The organism is Dyadobacter sp. CY261 (assembly GCF_021440085.1).
Classification (GTDB): Bacteria; Bacteroidota; Bacteroidia; order Cytophagales; family Spirosomataceae; genus Dyadobacter.
The window spans coordinates 173,782-189,842 of record NZ_JAKCPW010000002.1; the positions used below are offsets into that span (position 1 = coordinate 173,782).

Genomic DNA, 16,061 nt, shown 5'->3' on the forward strand with positions numbered 1-16,061 from the left:
TTTGTTCACGCAATAATGTCTTCAACGGTGCGTGTCGACATTACACGGCGGTTGGTCAGGAAAAATTCCAGTTTGTCCATCGCCTGGTTTAGCTCGTCGATGGTAGGCAGGAACACAATCCGGAAATGCGGTTCCAGATGGTAATTGAAACCCGTTCCGGCGACAACCAGTACCTTTTGGTCGGCCAGGAGCTGGTATACAAACTGGTCATCCGCTTTGAATCCGAACTTTTTCAGGTCAATTTTTGGAAAAACGTAGAGTGAGCCTTTGGGTTTTACGCACGTAATGCCTGGAATGGCCGTCAGCCTGTCGTGAACCAGGTTCATTTGTTTGTACAAACGGCCGGTCGGTACGACATGTTCTTTGATACTCTGGTAACCGCCCAAGGCAGTCTGGATCGCGTATTGGGTAGGCACATTCGCGCACAAGCGCATGCTTGCAAGCAGAAGCAGCCCTTCGGCATAGGACTTAGCCTTTTGTTTCGCGCCGCTGAGGATCATCCACCCGCCTCGGAAACCTGCGGAGCGGTAGTTTTTGGACAAACCGCCATAAGACACGCAAAGTGTATCAGTCACAAACGAACCCATTGGATAATGCTCGGCACCATCGTAGAGGATTTTATCATAAATCTCGTCCGAGAAAACAATTAGCCCATGCTCTTCGGCTATTTTGGCCAAACGGGAAAGTACTTCTTTATCGTAAACTGCGCCGGTTGGATTGTTAGGATTAATGATCACGATCCCTTTGGTGCGGGAAGTGATTTTCTTTTCAAGATCATCCAGATCGGGGTTCCAGTCTGCTTCTTCATCACATATATAATGTACCGGTGTGCCGCCACTGAGCGAGATCGCTGCTGTCCAAAGCGGATAGTCGGGAGAAGGCACCAGGATTTCGTCACCCGGGTTGAGCAATGCCTGCATAGAAAGGAGGATCAACTCGCTGACACCGTTTCCGATGAAAATATCATTGATTTCAACATCTTGAATACCAATCGTTTGTGTATAGTGCATGATCGCCTTCCGCGCCGCGAACAGACCACGTGAATCCGAATAGCCTTGCGCATTGCGGATGTTCATGATAATGTCGTGGACGATCTCATCGGGCGAATCGAAACCGAACGGTGCGGGGTTGCCGATGTTCAGGTTATGGATTTTATAGCCCTGGCTTTCAAGCTCTAACGCTTTCTGGTAGGTAGCCCCGCGGATCTCGTATTTCAGATGATTCAGACGGTCGCTTTTTAGAAATTCCATTTTTTTCAAGAGTTGGATAACCCTCAAAGTTAAATAAAATCACTGATGGATTGATATAGAGGCATTGTTTTACAGATTTTGTCCAAATTTCCGACAAAAGGAAGTTCAGCCGCGCGATCCGCACGGCTGAAAATAGAATACAGGGAAACTTGTAATTATCTGGAACGGGAAAATTTCCATTCCTCTTCCCAGGTGGTCCGGATGTGAGGAGGTGCCGCTACTACGCTGGGCTGTAACATCCAATAACTGATTTTGACGGTTTTAGCGGCGGGATCGTAAATGTTGATTCCCGCAGGGTTCAGCTGCGCCGAACGTGTGTTGGCGGCCGGTTGTCCATAAAAGTTTTTGACGCTGATGATTTTGTTTGTGGCGGGGTCAAACTCGACCACGGGTGAAAAACTACCATAACCGCTGATTCCCGTCCCAGTCCAGAACGGCACGTATGCGGCACCACCCCAATTGATGTGGTCGGTAATTACGCACTCCGTTGCCGAAATCGTTTCAAGCGTGTATTCAGCTTTCTTGCCTGCAGTGTATAGGCCTATAAAAGCAGCGTTAGTCGCGTCGGACATCTTGCCGGTTGCAGAATATACCCCGTCATATTTGTTTTTCGCGTTCACATTCAGCAGGATTGTTCCGAAGTTTCCGCTAACAATGCCCGTCGAGGCAGACAGGATCTGAATCGGAAGCACATATTTTTTGCTGAAATCGAATGCATTGCTTTTGAATTTCAGTTTAGCGACAACAGTTCGTTCTCCTTTCGGTATTACTACGGATGCTACCATTGTATATAGTTTTTCGTCGATCAGATCATATTCTTTATGTTGCTCGGCATTGTATTGGCTTAAAGCCGCGGCGTCGATACCCAGGTTAACGGTGATATCTTCCGGGGCCACTTGCGCGCCGGAGTAACTGATCGTAATCGGATACTCATTTTCATCCGCCAGATCGAATGCTTTCGTGTACAAGGCATATTTGCTACCCGCTGGTGAGACAAAACTGGACGGGTTTTTGAATTCGATTACATTAACCGATTTATCGGGATCCAGCGTCATTTCATCTTTGAGGCAGGATATATGAGCACCAAAAAAGGCAATCAGTATGGTCCATTGTAATATTCTCTTCATGGTTTGATCAGTTAGCGTCCCAGAAAATGAGGTCGGAGAATTGATTGAGGGCCTTGTAATTGGCTGTGTTATAGGATTGCTCGGATGAGGGGTAAAGAATGCGGGAAGGCATTTTATCCGGGCGGGTAGAGTTCGAAAGCAGCGAGGCTATATTGTGGTAAGCATCGCCGTTGGGATTAGTAACAGGATATCCCGTTCTCCGGAATTCGTTCCACGCTTCGTCGGAGTTGATCATGTTCAACGCAATATATTTTTGCGTAATAATGGCTTCAAGTTTCTCAGCGGACGTTTTTGCGAGTGAGAGGTTAACAAGGTAGCTGTCGGGATTATCCTTTTTGTAAGCGGCCGCATCCGCATTGACGTCTTTCGTTGTAGAAACCACATTAGTGACATCCTTGTACAGAAACCGGAAGGAAGCAATTATTCCATCCTGGAAACTATCGGCAAATTCTCCTGTCAGATAACCTTTGAGTTTTGCTTCGGCTTGCAGGAAATGCGCTTCTGCTGCCAGTAATAATGGCTGTCCCTGCGATGGTCCTTTCATGACGCCCAATGATGACGAAATACTGGATGCGCTGCTGAATGTACCGGTGTACCAGGTGGAGTAGTTAGTTACGACAGTTGGGGCGTCCACTTCATTGCCTAGCTGGTTTACCGGGGTATTGGTTTCAAAATTTTTATAAATGACGCTTCCCCGGCCATTGTCGGTCAATTTCTGTCCTTTATAGAAACCAAATGCAAACTTGGTAGCGGTGCGTGAGGAATTTGAAAGCGTCCCTGTGGGAGAATATGCCCAGCTGTTCCAGAGTGGATTGGGTTTGTCCTTCACATATCCGGGATTGATAATGGCGTCGTCGGTGAGAAAACCGATGGTCGTATCAATATTCTTGATGCCCTTTTGCGCAAAATCAGAAAGTGTGGCAACGCCGGAGACTCTGATCAGCATCCGCAGTTTCAGCGTATTGGCAAATTGCTTCCACTTGTTCATATTACCGCTGAACAGCGGATCGGACGAAGCACTCAGGTTTTTTGGGAATTTGGCATTATTAATGACACCGATCGCCTCATCCAGTTTGTCGATCAGGTCCTGGTAAATGACAGCGGCATTATCATATTTGGGCGTAAGGTTCGCATTGCTTTTCAATGCCTCGGAATAAGGAACATCGTTGAAAGCGTCCACAAGCCGTTGGTAGGTGAGGGCAGTCATGATCTTAGCTGCTGCATTCGCGTAGGCCAGTTCATCGTTACCAGTGGTTTGTTCAATCACATATTGAAAATCCTGTAAATTGTCGTAGGTGCTGATCCAGAGTGTGTTGTGATCTCCAGGGACGAGTTGATAATTGAAGAGATTTCCAAACCCGGAAAAACCACCCGCATTGGCCATGAATCCGCCGAAATGCGCCCCATAGGAATTATAGGCGTTCGAGAGGGCGGCAGATCCTGTTATGGCCTGCGGCAAGACTAGTAAGGCAGACGCGCTCGTGGCTGCATTCGGGTTTTCATTAATATCAAGGTAACTATCGCAGGAAAAGCTTGCGAGCAGCATTAAGGCCCACACGCAATGTTTAAGTATTCTATTCATCTGCAAGGATTTTAGAAGGTGAATGATAAAGTGCCGCCGAAGTACCTGGCCGGAGGTGTTTGCGCCAGGTTCGTAAAACCGACCGCGTTGCTATCGACCCCATTCTGACTATACTCCGGATCGGTGTACAGGTTCGACTTAGGAACCCATACGAAGAGGTTTCTTCCCTGTGCACTGACGGTTATGCCATGAATGAAACTGGTTTTGGAAAGTAGGGAGGCGGGGAGATCATACCGAAGAGATGCCTCTCTGAGTTTCCAGAAGCCTGCGGAATTGGCGTAGTTTTCACCGATACTACGGTTCCGTGTAGCATCAGTCCAGAAATCGGCACCCCCGCTCCTGACGGTAATGTTGGTATTGGCAACGTACTGACCGTCGGCGTTTTTATAGGAAGAATTGGGGATGACAAAGCGATCACGGTTATACCAGGCAGTCCGTAACCCGGCGCCTGAAAAATCGTACCCGGTAGAAATGGAATTATAGATATAATGCCCGTTGCGGTATTCAAACAGCACGTTAAAGCGCAGCTTCCTAAATTTGATTGTTCCGTTTACGCCCAGAATATGCGGAGGATTTGTAATGCCGACATCATAAAAAGTGCCGTTGGTAGCGGGATAGCCGGTTACGGGGTCTACGATAATACGGCCTTCAGGATCACGGTTGTACCGGGTGGTTTGCAAAAGGGGAAATGGCGAACCTACTTTGGCAAGAATCCTCGCGGTCGTTCCGTCATTGGCAAGCGGCAATTGTTCCGACTGGTCAGAGAGTGATAAAACTTTGTTACGATTAAACGTATAATTGGCGGCCAGTGAAATCTCCAACCCGTTCGCTAGCTTGACAGGCGTGATATTCAGGTAACTTTCTATTCCATTGTTCTGTACTTCTCCCACATTGGTGGTCAGACTCTGGTAACCTGTGGCAGCGGATACCAGGACGGAAATGGTTTGATTGAAAGTGTTGGTTTTGTAAAAAGTAACACCACCGGCAACAGAAAGCGGCGCAATTTCGAAATCAATCCCGGCCTCTGAACCAATCGTCATTTCCGGTTTGATATCAGCGGCCACCAGCTTGTTGTCCAGACCGAAGCCGGCACCGGACGAATAGGGATAACCAAACCCCTGAGAGAATGTACTGTTTAGCGAATAGGCGCCCAGATTAAACACGTTCCCGAGATTCACTTGCCCAACCTTGGAGTACCCGCCCCGTATTTTAAGTGTTCTCAAAAAGCCGGACTCGCCTAATGCGGGTATCGCATCCGTTGCTATGAAAGATATGTCTGCCGAAGGGTAAAAAAACGAGCGGTTGCTTTTGGAAAGGATAGAGCGCCAGTCATTTCTGCCGGTGATATGGAGATAAAGGAAATCCTTAAATCCGAATCTCGTTTCACCATAGACGCCAATCTGGCGCGTTTTGTAGTTTTCCTCTGCAGCCGCTGGATTGCTCAGGCTGTTCCCGATGTTATAGAGATCATTGATTACCAGCCCCGTCCCCGCAACAAACACAAGTTTGTTGCCATTTTCCCGGAAGGTGGTACCAAGTGCAGAGCTAAAACTGAGATGCTGGGTAAGATTCGTTTTAAATTCAGCAATAAAGTCATTGACAAGTTGTGTATTGAAACCGATGAAATCCGACACGTTTCCCGGAATGTCTGTTTTGGAACTTCCTGATATGCTTTTAGTATAGTCGGAGTAGGTGAATTTTCCGATGCGGCTCTTGCCCGAATAATTTTTTGTGGTCACGCCCACACGGTAGAGGAAGCTTAAAGGCTTTATCGGGTTCCATTTCAATTCCATGTTTCCCTGGAAATAGTCATATCGTGCCAATGCCCGGTTGTTGGCCAGTGAAAAATAAGGGTTGGGAGCATATTCATTGAAATAACCATTGGGGTTGCCGAAAGGATTGTTTTGCCAATCCTTGTACTGCGTTACATCAACTTGTGAAGGCGACATCAGCAGGTTCTGATACGCCGTTGCCGTTGCATTGCTCATATCGCTTCGTGTTGCTACGAAGTTCGTGTTGAACGAGGCTGTGAGGTTTTTGTAAATGTGGCGGCTGCTGTTGGCACGGACGCTGTAACGTTTAAAGGCCTCATAGGGAATGGTAGAATGCTGATTTGTGTATTGAGCTGAAAGATAATAGGTGCTTTTTTCGTCTCCCGATGAAATGCTAAGGTCGGTTTGATTGGTGAGGCCCGTTTTCCAGAAATCCTCACGCGAGTTTTTTGCCGAATAGGGAACGGTTTGAATGGATCCATCCTGTAAAGGTTTGCCGATGTTGACCATCGAGCCGTCAAATGCAGGGCCGAACTGCTGATTTTCGTAAGGTGTGTAGGTGGGAACGTCGTCTGGCGTTGTACCAGAACCGAAACCGGATTGAAGCTGAGGTAGAAAACTAACTTTTTCGATGGTAGCGGTATGCGAAACCCTGATCTCGGTTTTGCCCGATTTCCCTTTTTTGGTTGTGACGATCAATGCTCCATTGGAAGCGTCAGACCCGTATAATGCAGCTGCGCCCGCGCCATTGAGTACCTGGATGTCGTCGATATCCTCGGGGTTGATATTGGCTAAAATGTCGCTGGTCGATATCATATTATCAATGATTACCAATGCCTGATTGTTGCCTGTCAGCGACCGGTTGCCTCTGAGAACGAGCCTGAAAGCAGGATTGATCCCGCTGCTGACGCCCATTACCAGGAGGCCAGGCACTCTCCCCGCAAGACTGGCGGCAACGCTGGTAGGTTTGCCCTGTGTAAGTTCCTGCGATTTCAGTGTTGTCGACTGGCTACCCAGTTCCCTGCGTTGCGCAGTGAGGCCGCCGGCGGTGATGACCACTTCGTTCAATGAGAGTTCGTCCTGGTCGAGTTTCACGTTCACATGGCCGGAAGCGGGTACTTTGATGCTCTGGTTGAGGAAACCGACGAAGGAAAACAGCAGCGTCTGCCCCTGTCGCGCATTGATCCTGAATTCTCCGTTTTCATTGGTAAGTGTTCCCGATTGACTTCCCGCGATTCTGACGGAGACGCCAGGGAGCCAGGAACTGTCGGTGGCTGCCATTACCTTTCCAGTAATCTCACGGCTCTGGGCGATGGTATGCGCAGGGCATAGCAGTACCCCGAATGCAAATGCAAGTAAAAGTGATTTCATCCAAAAGTCAGGTTTGTGGTGAAGGGTTTTCGAAAACCTTATGACTCCGAATTACAACCGTCAAAGGGGCATACCCAGCATTTATTCAGCAGGCGGCAGGTCTGGATTTTTAACCGGTATACTATACCACAAGAATTTGAAATAACCGTAAAACAACAAAGGCGGACCGAAGCCCGCCTTTGCCATTTACCAATAACGAATTGGTTAGAATTTATCCCACCACAATTTGGTGGTAGCAAGGTCACCTCCAATGGCACCGGCCGCAGCTTCGCGGTTAGCACCGTTGAGGGTTTGCTCTACGATCGGGTAGATCATACGTACAGGGATCGTCAGGCCAGCCGGTACGTTCCCGCCTGCCGGAGGGGAGAGTTTCGGGTAATCGAGTCTCCTCCATTCAACCCATGATTCCCAGCCTCTGTTGTACAGGGCCAACCATTTCTGAAAACCGATTTTTTCTTTCCAGGTACCTTTTGCTGTAGCGTAAGCTACGTTAGGCTGTGCAAGGTATGCAGCGGCGCGTGCTGGACCAGTTGATGAAACTTTCTCGTCCGGATCCAATGCTGTCCAGTATTCGATCGAGGCAGTTACCGCTTTTTTATAGTGATCGGCAGCTGATCCTGCAATGAAACCTCTCTCCACCGCTTCTGCCAGAAGGAACTCAACTTCTGAGTAGTCCAGCAATAGCCCCTCGAAATCTGGTTCGATAATGAGATCGCTTACGTGTGAAAAGCTCGAATAAGTGTTGAGCATCCCGTATTTACCACCAATATATTTTTCTGTGTCGCCAGCAGTAGTGAAGAATTGAAGTCTTCTGGGGTCATTCAGTTCGTTCATCGGGTTAATCACCGTTTCTGCTGCAATGAAATCCTGACGGCTTGTGTAAAGCGAGTTCAGGTTTTGCGCGATCGGATTATAGTTAGGCGGGGTCGAAATGTAAGGGAATCTCGCATTGTCATCATTGCTGGTGAAGACTTTCGGCGCCGCTTCCGCTACCAATTTTTTCGATTTTTCGGGATCGCTGTCGGCGATGATCATCGCCAGCTTCAGTTTAAGCGAGTTACCGAACTTTACCCATTGTGCCATGTTGCCTTCGTAAAGCAAATCGCCGTCACCGATTGGCGTTCCGCCTGCTTGCAATTTTGGAAGTGCTACGTCCAGGCGTGCGAGGATCGCATCGTAAATCGTTTTAGCATCGTCGTATTTCGGAAGCGGGTTCTCGGGGTTCATTGCCTCCGAGTAGGGAATGTTGCCAAATGTATTGACCAATGCAGCCCAGGTCAGAACTTCCACTACTTCAATCTGCGCAAGTTGAACATCCTTCGTTGTTTGTCCCATCAGCGCGTCGGCGTTGATTACTCTTCTCGCTTCGTTCAAATCGGAGATCACACCTTTGTAAAGTCCACGCCAGAACGACTCCGGAATGATACGGGCTGTAACGTTGTAGCGCGGCTCGTCCAGGTAAGTGGTTGTAGTCCATTGCTGAACATACAGACGGTAGTTATTTACATTGACGTTAGGGCTGGTAAGTGTATCAGCCAGGCCCTTCAACGCATTCGAGAACAGGGTAGCCGGCGGCGCCGTGGACGGGCGTTTGGTATCCACATTATAGTCGTCCAAGCTGTCGACGCAGGCCGTCAGCATGAGGAACGGAAGAAAAAGAATGATTAATTTTTTCATATTGCTTAGAAACGGAATTTAACATTAAAACCATAGTTTCTTACAGCCGGGTAAGCACCGCTTTGGTAACCACCTGCACCGTTCAACAGACCTGAGCCCAATCCTTCTTCGGGATCCTGGAAGTCCATGTTTTTGTGGATGATCCAAAGGTTACGACCGATCACCGAAATGTCGATCTCTTTGAATGCGCGAAGTTTGCTAACGATAGCTTGCGGAAGCGCGTAGGTAAGCGCAACTTCTCTCAGTTTGATGTAGCTCGCATCGTAAATGTACATTGCTCTTGGCGGGTTGCCAGGGTAGCCGTATGCGGTAGCACCGTTTCCGTCTATGTTTTCAGCACGTACGGTATTTGGCGTGCCGTCTGCCTGTACACCCGGGAACAGCACGCCGCCCTGATTAGGCGCGTTGCCTGTTTTTTTACCATCTTTATCATACAGGTAGGCGGGGTTTCTCTTAGGATTGCCAAGTTCGTTGAGGCCCGCGGTTACAGGGTACAAACCGGTTCCTTCACCATACCATTGGTCAAGTGACCACACGTCGCCGCCGTGGCGGATATCGAGCAGAAAGCTCAATGCGAGCGTTTTGTATTTTAATGTGTTGCTTACACCGCCGATCCAGTCCGGGTTTGGGTTACCGATGATCTTGTCCGACGCCGAAGTAGCAGCGTACAAACCGTTCGATCTTACCACTTTCTGGCCGTTGAGATATTCGAAATCGGTTCCGCGAATGATACCGAATGGCTCACCTTCCGCAGCATTAATGGAAACGCCTCCCTGAAGGCTGGCAATTTGTACGTTCGTTACTTTGGTAGCACCTTCGCCGTACAGGCTGATCACCTTGTTACGGTTTCTTGCGAAGTTCACATTCAATGTCCAGGAGAAGTCCTGCACTTTAATTGGCGTTACATAAGCAGAGATCTCGATACCTTTGTTCTGTACTTCTCCTGAGTTTACATAACGGAATGCATAGCCGGTTGCAGCTGTGATCGATACTGGAAGGATCTGGTCAAGCGTTGCCGAGCGGTAGTAAGTGAAGTTAAAGCCTACGCGGTCGTTAAGAAATGCACTTTCAAGACCGAATTCGTAGTTTTTCGTTCTTTCTGATTTCAGGTCCGGGTTGTTTTTTGTGTTTCTTAACGTAAAGTAAGGAACATTTCCGAGCCCGGTTGGTTTGTCGTACACGTCAATAGTACTTCCCCATGGAGCGTCGTTACCTACTTCTGCGTAGTTGGCGCTGATTTTCGCCATGGTCAGCCAGCTCAATCTCTTTAATCCTTCGAGGTTAGAGATGTTGAAGTTTGCACCGACCGCCGGATAGAAGTAAGTGTTATTGTCTTTGCTCAGGGTAGTCGATTTGTCCTGTCTTGCAGTCAGGTCAAGGTTTACGAGGTCTTTGTAGCCAAAGGATGCCTGTGCATAGATACCGTCGACACCGATTCTTCTGTAAGCTTCAATGGGTGCTTCGATCGGGTTGGCCGAGTTCGAAAGCGAGTATAAACCTGGTACGACCATACCACCGTTGGTTTGGGCACGGATCGAATTTTCTGTCGAGCGGCGCATGCTTCCACCAGCCAAACCGGAGAAATTGATGTCTTTGGTAATGGCTTTGCGGAAGTTAACGATTACATCAAGGTTTGTTTCGTTAAATCCTCTGTTAAACCGCTTATACTGTGCAGGGTCCGAGCTTCCGAATGCAATGCGTTCTTCCTGCAGATCCTGTGTCCCGTTGTAAGCGAAACGGGTGGTCACGTCAACCCACGGAGCGATTTTGTAAACCGCCGCAGCATAGCCGAAGAAGTTGTCGCGGGAGTCGTTCGAAAAGTTTTCGTAACGGGAGAAATAAGGGTTTTCAGAGTAGATCGGACCGTTTTGATCGAAAGGCTTGGTTGGACTTCCCCAGTTCCAGGTTACATCCTGTCTGTTTCTGAAATAAGCCGCCTTTTGGTCGAGAAGATCAACGTTGGTTTGGAACCACTGTCTGAATTGCTGGTTCGGGTTTTTACCGTCATAACCTGTTCCGTAACGTCCTACGCCTTTTACTTGTGAGTAGTTGGCATTGGCAGAGATCGTCAGTTTCTTGGTCAAATCGAATGATGCTGAAAAGTTGAACAGGTTCTTGCCCAGCTTACTGTTGGGAAGAACACCCTTTTCGTCGCTACGGGTAAAACCTGCTTTGAAAGTGGTGTTTTCACCACCGCCCAGGATGCTGATGCTCTGGTTGGAAGTTACCGCGGTCTCAAAGAATGCGTCCGGGCCGTTTTTGGCTGCAACCCATGGGGTCATTTTGCCAAATGTCGGCGAGGATGGGTCAAACGCATCCCACTGGTATACCATTCTGTTTGGGTCGAATTTCGCACCAAAAGAGGCATCCGCATCAAATACTGCGATATCACCTTCTCCAGAACCCAGGTTGCCGCGGTAGAATTGATCAGCCGCACCGTCGCCACCATAACCCGCACCATATTCTTTCTGATATTTTACATAAGTGCTTTTGTCGATCTTACCCCAGGTAACGCCGCTGTTTACGGTTACGTCAAAGCTGTTTTTACGGCCTTGCTTGGTGGTAACCAGGATCACACCGTTGGATGCGCGCGAACCGTAGAGTGCGGTAGCCGCAGCACCTTTCAGTACGTTGATGGACGCGATGTTGTCGGGGTTGATATCCGAAGCAGCATTACCGTAGTCCGTCCCCGAGCGACCGCTTTGCTGGTCGGAGGTGTTGTTGTTGGCGTTGGTCACAGGCACACCGTCGATTACCCAAAGGGCCTGGTTGTTACCGGTAATGGATTTGTAGCCACGGATAATTGCGCTGGTCGAACCACCCATGTTGTTGTTGGTTTTGATATCGAGACCGGCAATTTTGCCCGCGAGCGCGTTCATGACGTTCGGGTTACGCGCCTGTACAATTTGTTCGCTGCTGATCTGTTGCGCCGCGTATACAAGTTCATTTCTCTTGCGCTCTTGTCCAAGGGCGGTTACTACCACTTCCTGGAGCTGGCTAACGTCGTTTTTTAGTGAAACGTTGATGACGGTTTGGTTCCCAACAATGACTTCCTGTGATTGAAAACCGATAAAACTGAAAACAAGTGTGGACCCGGTCGAGGATGAAATCTGGTACTTGCCTTCGGTATCCGTAGTCGTACCGCGAGTAGTACCTTTCAAAGAAATGTTAACGCCCGGGAGTGTCGAGCCATCCTCGGCGGTGACCTTGCCGGTCACTGCGAGATCCTGGGCGTGAAGCTGCGTCAGCAATAGCAGCAAACACCCCATTAAGGAGCATAAAGTCTTCCTCATAAATTAATTTAAAAGTTAGGTTTGTTATGTAAACATAATGTTGCAAAAATAACTATTAGTTTAACCATTACAATCTTTTCATTGCGAAATTTCAAAATTTACTTTGGTTAGACCGGTTCATTGGGGAAATATTATATGCATAAGTCGACTTTTTTTGCAATTTTTTTAAATATGTGAAATTTTTAAAAAGTCGGTCGATTTTATGTAAATGTTAACGATAGGCTCCTTTTTTTGAGGTTTTTGCATAAATAGAGGTTAATGCTATGGAGCCGTGCAAAATGGCCGCAGTGTAGCACGCTATATGTATACGCAGCATTTTTTAAGAATGAATCTAAATTGAATCAGTATCCGGTTGGCCGGGGGCGAGGGGAGCTTCGGATGCAGTTATTTTGAATAAATATTAGGATTTTTCCAATATTGTTTGTAGCTTGAAATGAAATATTTTTCGACCAGTACAGGTATTTTTAAGGTAAAAACCTATGCTTTCTGGGTCAGCCACTTTCAGTAAATATTTGAATTGTTTGAAAATTATTTAAGGAAAGGTGAGGGATGTTGCAATTTTGGTGGTAATTGTGCCAGAAAAAATGAACTTATAACAAATACGTTTATGTCTGTATTTTTCTGGTTCTGGCTAACAATCTGGCAATGGAAACTTGTTTATGCCAAATTATATTCTGAACATTGATTTGCAAGGCGTTGTAAATGATTTAGACAACAATTAGTTTTGTAACCTTGACGCAATTATTTTACCTATTTAAACAAACTTTAATCCTTTGTATGAGAAAGACTCTACTGTTTCTATTCTTGGGGTGCTTATTGATTCCTGGCTGGCAGGCTTTTGCTCAGGATAAACAAGTATCGGGAACTGTCACGGCCGACGATGGCAGCACGCTTCCCGGCGTAAACGTCACCCTGAAAGGTACAACGCGGGGTATCACTACGGATACCGATGGCAAGTACACCATTTCAGTCCCCTCTTCGGGAACCCTTGTGTTCTCCTTCGTGGGCTATTTGAGCCAGAGTATCGTGGTCGGTTCCAAAACGACCATCAACGTCACGCTGGTTTCGGATGCCCAGCAACTTGGTGAGGTGGTCGTGACCGCATTGGGTATTTCCCGCGAAAGGAAATCACTCGGGTACAGTACCGCCACCATTTCCAATACCTCTATTACGGAAGCCAGAAACACCAGCCCGCTTGATGCGCTCAATGCACGCGTGCCAGGTCTTTCTGTAAACACCGCTTCAGGAGCACCGGGCGCGTCGACGGTACTGAACATCCGCGGTTTCAACTCCGTGACCGGTAACAACCAGCCGCTATTTGTCATCGACGGTGTGCCGATGAACAACCGCGGTAACACTTCGTCAAGCAACGCGCAAAACGCTAACGATGACTTCAACCGTTCGATGGACTTTGGTAACCAGATGAACGATATCAACCCCAACGAGATCGAAAGCATGACCGTGCTGAAAGGTATTTCGGCATCCGCTTTATACGGTAGCCGTGCCGCCAACGGTGCGATCCTGATCACTACAAAAAGAGGTAAATCCGGTAAAACCCAGGTTGATATTTCATCTTCGTTCGCGCAATCGAGGGTACTCCGCGTTCCTCACCTGCAAAACAATTATGGCCAGGGTTGGAGCGGTTTGTTCGACCGTATTGAAAACGGTTCATGGGGCCCCAGGCTCGACGGCAAGAACCGTCTGTGGGGTAACGTGGTCGATAATTCGCAGATGCTGAAACCTTTCTCGGCACAGGAAGACAACCTGAAAGATTTCTTCGACAAAGGATACGAATGGAATAACAGCATTGCCGTGTCGGGTGGTACCGAAACTGCCAACTACCGCGTGGCATACTCGAATGCGACTGCTGACGGTGTAGTTCCTACCAATGCCGACTCTTACAAACGTAATACGTTGAGCTTGGCCGGTGGTTTGAAGCTGGACAAATTCTGGGTAAACTCGAATATCAACTACGTCCACAAAAACCAGAAAGCGGTTGCGACCGGACAGGGTGATGATGCGGGCGGCGGTAAAGTGGTGTGGCAGGAGATCATCCAGATTCCGCGCGACCACTCGATCGTTGACTCGAAAGCATTGCTGGACCCCAGCAGCCCATACTATAAATTCATGACGTTGGATAACTATTTTACACCATACGCTCAGAATCCTTACTGGACGCTGTACAATCAGGGTAACAATTACGATGAAGACCGTATCTATGGTAATATCGAGTTCGGTTATCAGTTATTAAAAGACCTGAATGTACAATTCAGAGTTGGCGGTGACTATTCCGATGCATTCCAGAAAGACTGGGGTAACGTGGGTAAAATCGCGGACGGCACCCCAAACAGCACTGCCAACGACGTTTTTGGGGGTGTTTCGCAGCTTGCGAAACAGAACCGCCAGTTCAACAGCGATCTGCTCTTTAACTACAAACACAATTTCGGTTCGCGGTTTGATGTGCAGGCGTTCCTGGGACATAACCTCAACGAAAGAACCGGGCAGACCAACTTCGCGAAAGTTACCAACCTCGACCTTCCCGGGTTTTATAGCCTGTCGAACAGCTCCGTAACGCCAACAACATTCGCTACCACGACCAAACGTCGTCTGGTAGGTATTTACGGCCAGGCTACATTCGGTTTTGACAACTGGTTGTATCTGACAGTTGGTGCTCGCAACGACTGGACCAGCACGCTGCCAAAAGGAAAAAATTCCTACTTCTATCCAAGCGCGAGCATCAGTGCCGTGTTATCGGATGTATTCAAGCTGCCGGCGGAAATTCCTTTCGTGAAATTACGTTTTGCGGCTGCTTCTGCGGGTAACGACGCTGATCCCTACCAGGTTTACTCGGTATACGTGCCAGGTTCGATACGTGCGGGTGGTTTTGGTAACATCAACTTCCCGTTTGGCGGTTTGAACGCTTATGAAGTTTCAAACAACCTCGGAAACCTGAATTTGAAACCCGAGATCTCGACCGAATACGAAGGTGGTCTTGAACTGGGATTTCTCGGAAGACGTATCGGTCTCGACCTGAGCTATTATAACAAGCTGACTAAAAACCAGATCATCAGCCTCGCCCTTGAACCTGCAACGGGTGCGACCACGCAGACAGTCAACCTGGGTAGCGTGAGAAACAAAGGTGTTGAATTGGCTTTGAACCTCATTCCAGTTCGTACTGAGAAATTCGAATGGGGCGTGACGGTGAACTACAACAAGATTTGGAACGAAGTTGAATCCCTTGGCCTTGAAGGCGGATCGGGGAACATCCTTCTGAACAGCAGCTATAACGTGAAACTGCGTGCGGTGGTAGGCAAGCCATTGGGAGCAATTTACTCGCCCGACGTACAGCGCGACCCGAACGGCAACACGATCGTGAACCCAGCAAACGGTCTTCCGCTGGTGAGCTCCGAAGAAACATACAGAGGTTCAGTCAACCCGAACTACAGCTTGGGTCTTTCAACTTACCTGGATTACAAGGGCTTCAAATTGAGTGCAAATGGTGATTATCGTAACGGAGGAGTATTCTATTCCTATACCGCTCGTTTGAACTACTTCAACGGGAACTCCTATCTGTCGCAATACAATGATCGGGAGCCGTTCGTTGTGCCAGGTTCCGTTGTAAAGGTTGGCGAGAATAGCTATGCGCCTAATACTACTCCTATATCGCGTGCGGATGTTTTCACCTACTATGGCGGATCTACATCGGCCAACGAATACAACCACGTTCTGCCGAAGACGTTCTTCAAGCTCAGAAACGTGTCCCTCACATATTCGATACCCAAGAAAGCATTGGAAAAACTGCCTATAAGAGGAGCTTCCGTGGGTATTTTTGGTCGTAACCTGGTCATGTGGACGCCAAAGGCAAACCACGTCGTTGATCCGGAAGCCAATACGTACGGAACCAGCCTGAAAAACCTGTATGGTGAATTCGCAGCCGGTCCATCTACCGCAACGTACGGTGCTCAGTTAAATCTATCATTCTAATTAGG

7 protein-coding genes are annotated in these 16,061 nt (G+C 48.1%); 1 reads left to right on the forward strand and 6 read right to left on the reverse strand.

Translation table 11 applies throughout. The features are described 5' to 3' along the window. Positions 1-5 precede the first annotated feature (5 nt). The 6 genes from LZD49_RS08060 to LZD49_RS08085 all read right to left on the reverse strand — a co-directional run bounded on the left by LZD49_RS08060 (position 6) and on the right by LZD49_RS08085 (position 12,072). On the reverse strand, positions 6-1,250 hold the full coding sequence (locus LZD49_RS08060) for a pyridoxal phosphate-dependent aminotransferase (protein ID WP_304488707.1): 1,245 nt from the start codon (positions 1,248-1,250) through the stop codon (positions 6-8). 155 nt (positions 1,251-1,405) lie between these two features. Next, the gene (locus LZD49_RS08065) at positions 1,406-2,377 is read right to left on the reverse strand and encodes a DUF1735 domain-containing protein (protein WP_234666834.1); all 972 of its coding nucleotides are present in this window, start codon (positions 2,375-2,377) and stop codon (positions 1,406-1,408) included. A 7-nt stretch (positions 2,378-2,384) separates the two neighbouring features. Next, positions 2,385-3,959 (reverse strand): SusD/RagB family nutrient-binding outer membrane lipoprotein, encoded by a 1,575-nt coding sequence (locus LZD49_RS08070; RefSeq protein WP_234666835.1) that lies wholly within the window; start codon positions 3,957-3,959, stop codon positions 2,385-2,387. An 11-nt stretch (positions 3,960-3,970) separates the two neighbouring features. Next, the gene (locus LZD49_RS08075) at positions 3,971-7,102 is read right to left on the reverse strand and encodes a SusC/RagA family TonB-linked outer membrane protein (protein ID WP_234666836.1); all 3,132 of its coding nucleotides are present in this window, start codon (positions 7,100-7,102) and stop codon (positions 3,971-3,973) included. A gap of 204 nt (positions 7,103-7,306) precedes the next feature. Continuing rightward, positions 7,307-8,779, reverse strand: a complete 1,473-nt coding sequence (locus LZD49_RS08080; protein WP_234666837.1) for a SusD/RagB family nutrient-binding outer membrane lipoprotein — start codon at positions 8,777-8,779, stop codon at positions 7,307-7,309. Between the two features lie 5 nt (positions 8,780-8,784). Next, positions 8,785-12,072, reverse strand: a complete 3,288-nt coding sequence (locus tag LZD49_RS08085; RefSeq protein ID WP_234666838.1) for a SusC/RagA family TonB-linked outer membrane protein — start codon at positions 12,070-12,072, stop codon at positions 8,785-8,787. Positions 12,073-12,849: 777 nt separating this feature from the next. Between LZD49_RS08085 and LZD49_RS08090 the strand changes: the two genes are divergently transcribed. Continuing rightward, positions 12,850-16,056 carry a SusC/RagA family TonB-linked outer membrane protein gene (locus LZD49_RS08090; RefSeq protein WP_234666839.1) on the forward strand — a complete coding sequence of 1,069 codons (3,207 nt, stop codon included), beginning with the start codon at positions 12,850-12,852 and terminating at the stop codon, positions 16,054-16,056. Positions 16,057-16,061: the final 5 nt, after the last annotated feature.